The organism is Nonomuraea sp. NPDC049695 (assembly GCF_040674955.1).
Taxonomy (GTDB): domain Bacteria; phylum Actinomycetota; class Actinomycetes; order Streptosporangiales; family Streptosporangiaceae; genus Nonomuraea; species Nonomuraea helvata.
In genome coordinates this window covers 1-1,328 of record NZ_JBFANV010000238.1, presented here as the reverse complement: position 1 = coordinate 1,328, position 1,328 = coordinate 1, and the positions used below count along the sequence as shown (strand labels likewise).

Genomic DNA, 1,328 nt, shown 5'->3' with positions numbered 1-1,328 from the left:
GAACGTGCTGACGAATATGGTTCCGCCATTCCGCATGGCCGATGCCTCCAGTCCCCCGACAAATAGGCATATTTCAGGCCAGTTCGTAGCCCTGTTCGGCGGTGTCGGCGTCGCGAGAGCGCGCTTCGCCGACTCCGTCGATCAGGTCCTCCAGAGCCTCGGCCGGGCGGCCGGCGTGGATGAGCGCGACGCCGCGCCGGTATCTCAGGTAGCCGCGCAGTTGTGCCGGCGCCGAAGGCGGCAGCGCGGCGAGGTCCCGCTCGATCAGTTCGGTGAAGTGGTGCGGCGCTCCGGCCCGTTCATGGGCGCGGCGCCGCAGCTCGTACGCCATGACCAGCTGGCCGGGCGAGTCCGCGGCGGCGAACGCCGCTCGCGCGGTGTCGGCCAAGGTGATCACGTGAGCGGGCGGATAGCCGTCGGAGTCCCGCCAGGTTGCCTCGGTCAGGGCGGTCATACCGATCAGGATCGGGTCGCCGCAGGCGTTGGCGTGCCAAATAGCGCGCGCCAGTGCCAGGTCCCCCTGCTGGTACTGCCCGGCCGAGGACAGCGACTGAGCCTGCAGCAGCTCGCCTTGGGCGATCACCGCGTCGTCGCCGCCGCGGCGCAGCGCGACCACCGCTCGCGCCACGATGGGCAGGCCCTCGTGGTGCCGGCCGTGTTCGCACAGCAAGTCGGCGAGCCGGCACAGGCACACCAGGTGACGCCGCTGATCGCCGGTCTGCCGGTACGCCTCCGCCGCCCACCGGAGTTGTTCCTCGGCCCGCTTCGGGTCGTCCTGTCGCGACTCGATGAGCGCACTCAGCTCGGCATGCCGCGCGGCCAGGTGCGGCGGCGGTGTGCCGACGGCGGCCAGATACCGGCGGGCCAGGGCGCTCTCGAACCGTCGCTTGTGCCACTCGGCCCGGTCCAGCATCGTCTCGGGCGGCAGGCCGGACGGGATCGCCGGGCGTACCGGCCGGCGGGCGCCCGGCGTCAGCGGCAGGAACTCGACGACCGGATCCGCCCCCAGCCGGGCGCGGATCCGGTCCCCCTGGTGCGTCGTGCCGTTGCGGGCGTCGAACCGAGCGGCGAGGTCGCGCGCTGTGCTCTCCATCTGGTGGCACAGCTCCGCCACGGACCAGGTGAGGTCACTGCCGTTCGCCTGGACGGTCTCACCGCCCCGGCCGTCCGCGAGCAGCCGCCTCAGCAGGACCGCTGCGGCGGTGGCGAACTCCATCGTGCCGTTCGGACGCCTCAGCCGCAAGGAGAAGGCCAGAAGCTCCCGCAACACCGACAGCCCGGTCTCCTCATTACCGGTCAGGGCGCAGAACTCGATCAGCATGGCCTTG

At 71.7% G+C, this 1,328-nt stretch carries 1 protein-coding gene; it reads right to left on the bottom strand.

Annotation, left to right across the window (positions count from 1 at the left end):
• Positions 1-73 precede the first annotated feature (73 nt).
• Positions 74-1,328: hypothetical protein (locus AB0J64_RS57285; RefSeq protein WP_364047277.1), on the bottom strand; the 1,255-nt coding region annotated here is incomplete at its 5' end.